The organism is Bradyrhizobium sp. PRIMUS42, from assembly GCF_023006515.1.
In the GTDB taxonomy this organism is placed as follows: Bacteria; Pseudomonadota; Alphaproteobacteria; order Rhizobiales; family Xanthobacteraceae; genus Bradyrhizobium.
In genome coordinates, this window is the sequence record NZ_JALBGZ010000647.1 from 1 (window position 1) to 3,582 (window position 3,582).

The window sequence follows — 3,582 nt, forward strand, 5'->3', positions numbered from 1 at the left end:
ATCGGCGCCTTGGCAAGCTGGGTCGGCATTGGGCTCGGCGCCACTGCGTTTGCCGTCGGCGCGGCACTTGGTGCCGCGGCCGGCGTCGCTGCGACATTCGCCGCCTGCTTGAGCTTGGTGTTGTAGAGAAAGCCGGTAACGCCGATGGCGACGATCGAGACCACCGCGACCACCAGCGGCCACATCCACACGGGGGCGGCGGCCAGCTTCGAGCCCGGCTTCTTCAGTTGCGGCTTGCTATAGGTCCCATCCTCGCGCCGCATCGCCACCATGTAGGCATGCACCGGCGTCGGGATGTTCTTGACCTCCTGCGCGCCGATATCGGCGAACTGCACCGAGAGCTTGTTGGCGACCTGCTCGTGCACCGCGCGGGAGACGCAGATGCCGCCGACCTCGGCGAGGCCCTCCAGCCTTGCTGCGATGTTGACGCCGTCGCCCAGCAGATCGCCGTTGCGCTCGACCACGTCGCCGATGGTGATGCCGATGCGGAACGACATCTGCCGGCTCGGCGGATAGGCCATGTTGCGGGTTCGCAAGGACTCCTGGATGTCGATCGCGCAACGCACCGCATCGACTGCGCTCGGGAATTCCGCCAGCACGGCATCGCCCGCCGTGTTGAAGATGCGTCCGCCGGCCCTGGCGATGAAATCGTCGACGACCTCGCGATAGGAGGCCAGACGCCGCAGCGTCTCCTCCTCGTCTTCCGCGACCAATCTCGAGTAACCGGCAATATCCGCCGCGAAAATCGCTGCGATCTTGCGTTTCATCTGTCACCCGCCCCGGGAACAAAATTCGCAAGGGAGAATGCCGCTATCGGAAGCGCGGTGCAACAAAGTTTCAGCGCCCGCCACGGTCAGTGACGAGCGCTGAACTTGTTCAGGAATTCTGGACTTGAGCCCCGGAGCGGTGCCCCGGGGCTTAGTGCATAGCGGTCGAGTTGAGCTGCTGCTGGATGCTCTTGTAGTGGTCGAGCCGCTCGATGGCGTTGTCGAGCTCGCTGCCTTCGTGCTCCTTCAGGCCCTCTTCCATCTCCGAGATAGTCTCGGCGAACCGGGCGCGGTCGAGCTCGGCCAGCGACGTTGCGACGTCGGCGAGCACGGTCAGGCCCTTTTCGGAAACTTCGGCGAGACCGCCGAGCACGATGACCTTCTCGTGACGGCCGCCAGCGGTGATGGTGAGAATGCCGGGCCGGATCGCGGCCACGACCGGCGCATGTCCTGCCAGCACGCCGAAATCACCCTCGACGCCGGGGATGTCGACCTGATCGACCTCACCCGAGAAGGCGAGCTTTTCCGGAGAGACGAGATCGAAGTGGAAGGTGGCCATAAGAAACCTGCGAATGGTGAGTGGCGAATGGCGAGTGGCTGAAACAGGGAGCAGCCAATCGCCACTCCCTATTCGCTATTCGCCCGCTTAAGCGGCTTCCGCCGCCAGCTTCTTGCCCTTCTCGACGGCTTCTTCAATGGTGCCGACCATGTAGAAGGCGGCTTCCGGCAGGTGGTCGTACTTGCCTTCCACCAGGCCCTTGAAGCCCTTGATGGTGTCGGCGAGCTCGACGAACTTGCCCGGCGATCCCGTGAAGATTTCAGCGACGTGGAACGGCTGCGACATGAAGCGCTCGACCTTGCGGGCGCGGGCCACCGTCAGCTTGTCCTCTTCCGAAAGCTCGTCCATGCCGAGAATGGCGATGATGTCCTGGAGCGCCTTGTAGCGCTGCAGCACCTGCTGGACCTGACGGGCAACCGCGTAGTGCTCCTCGCCGACGACCAGCGGGGAGAGCATGCGCGAGGTCGAGTCGAGCGGATCCACCGCGGGGTAGATGCCCTTTTCGGCGATCGAGCGCGACAGCGTGGTGGTCGCGTCAAGATGCGCGAACGAGGTCGCGGGCGCCGGGTCGGTCAAGTCGTCGGCCGGAACGTAGATGGCCTGCACCGAGGTGATCGAACCCTTCTGCGTGGTGGTGATGCGCTCCTGCAGCGCGCCCATGTCGGTGGCGAGCGTCGGCTGATAACCCACCGCCGAAGGAATACGGCCGAGCAGCGCCGACACTTCCGAGCCGGCCTGGGTGAAGCGGAAGATGTTGTCGACGAAGAACAGCACGTCCTGGCCCTTGTCGCGGAAGTCTTCCGCGATGGTCAGACCCGTGAGCGCGACGCGGGCGCGGGCGCCCGGCGGCTCGTTCATCTGGCCGAACACCAGCGCGCACTTCGACTTCACGCTCGGATCCGGATTCTTCGGATCGGCGTTGACCTTGGACTCGATGAACTCGTGATAGAGGTCGTTGCCCTCGCGGGTACGCTCACCGACGCCGGCGAACACGGAGTAACCGCCGTGCGCCTTCGCGACGTTGTTGATCAGCTCCTGAATCAGCACGGTCTTGCCGACGCCGGCGCCGCCGAACAGGCCGATCTTGCCGCCCTTCGCATACGGAGCCAGGAGATCGACGACCTTGATGCCGGTGACGAGAATCTCAGCTTCGGTCGACTGGTCGGTGTAGCTCGGCGCGTCCTGATGGATCGGGCGCAGGCCTTCGGACTTGACCGGGCCGGCTTCGTCGATCGGCTCGCCGATGACGTTGATGATGCGGCCGAGCGTGCCTTCGCCGACGGGAACGCGGATCGGCTGGCCGGTGTCGGTCACTTCCTGGCCGCGCACCAGACCTTCGGTCACGTCCATCGCGATCGTGCGCACGGTGGACTCACCGAGATGCTGCGCAACTTCCAGCACGAGGCGGATATTACCGTTCTTGGTTTCCAGCGAATTGAGAATGGCCGGGAGGTGGCCCTCGAACTGTACGTCGACGACGGCGCCCATGACCTGGGTGACGCGACCGACCGGGTTAGCTGCTGTAGCCATGAAGCTCTCCTTCGAAATTCTGTACTTGAACGACCGTCGTTGAATTCGTGCGTCAGACCGCCTCGGCGCCGGAGATGATCTCGATCAGCTCCTTGGTGATCTGGGCTTGACGGGTTCGGTTGTAGATCTGGGTTTGCTTGCGGATCATTTCGCCGGCGTTGCGGGTGGCGTTGTCCATCGAGCTCATCTGCGCGCCGTAGAACGAGGCGTTGTTTTCCAGCAGCGCGCGGAAGATCTGCACCGCGATGTTGCGCGGCAACAGGCCCGAAAGGAGTTCGTCCTCCTCCGGCTCATATTCGTAGGACGTCGACGGCGCGTTCGCCGCCTTCTCTTCCACGACCAGTGGAATGATCTGCTGCGCGGTCGGGATCTGGGCGATCACCGACTTGAACTGCGCGTAGAACAGCGTGCAGGCGTCGAACTCGCCGTTGTCAAAACGGGCCAGCACCTTCCTGGCGATGTCCTCGGCATTGACGAAGCCGAGCTGACGAACGCTGCGCAGGTCGAGATGCTCGACGATCTGCTTGTCGAACAGGCGGCGGAGCTGCTCATAGCCCTTGCGGCCGACGCAGAAGAATTTGACCTCCTTGCCCTGCGCCATCAGCGCCTGGGCGCGATCGCGCGCGAGACGCACGATCGAGGAGTTGAAGGCACCGGACAGGCCGCGCTCGCCGGTGCAGACCAGCAGCAGATGGACCTGGTCCCTGCCGGTGCCGGCGAGCAGCG

Annotated in this window: 4 protein-coding genes; all 4 read right to left on the reverse strand. The window is 64.1% G+C overall.

Going from position 1 to position 3,582, the window contains the following annotated elements; translation table 11 throughout:
* Nucleotides 1-767 (reverse strand): adenylate/guanylate cyclase domain-containing protein (locus tag MOV75_RS31080; protein WP_247007230.1); only part of this gene is annotated, 767 nt, incomplete at its 3' end.
* 151 nt (nucleotides 768-918) lie between these two features.
* Nucleotides 919-1,326: a F0F1 ATP synthase subunit epsilon gene (locus MOV75_RS31085; protein ID WP_246931251.1), complete on the reverse strand. Its 408-nt coding sequence runs from the start codon at nucleotides 1,324-1,326 to the stop codon at nucleotides 919-921.
* A gap of 87 nt (nucleotides 1,327-1,413) precedes the next feature.
* On the reverse strand, nucleotides 1,414-2,856 hold the full coding sequence (atpD, locus tag MOV75_RS31090; RefSeq protein WP_246931249.1) for a F0F1 ATP synthase subunit beta: 1,443 nt from the start codon (nucleotides 2,854-2,856) through the stop codon (nucleotides 1,414-1,416).
* Nucleotides 2,857-2,908: 52 nt separating this feature from the next.
* Nucleotides 2,909-3,582 (reverse strand): F0F1 ATP synthase subunit gamma (locus tag MOV75_RS31095; RefSeq protein WP_247007231.1); only part of this gene is annotated, 674 nt, incomplete at its 5' end.

Excerpts from the sequence above, each read along its gene's own strand:
- MOV75_RS31085 (WP_246931251.1), bottom strand. The coding sequence starts at position 1,326 with ATGGCCACCTTCCACTTCGATCTCGTCTCTCCGGAAAAGCTCGCCTTC.
- atpD (WP_246931249.1), bottom strand. The coding sequence starts at position 2,856 with ATGGCTACAGCAGCTAACCCGGTCGGTCGCGTCACCCAGGTCATGGGC.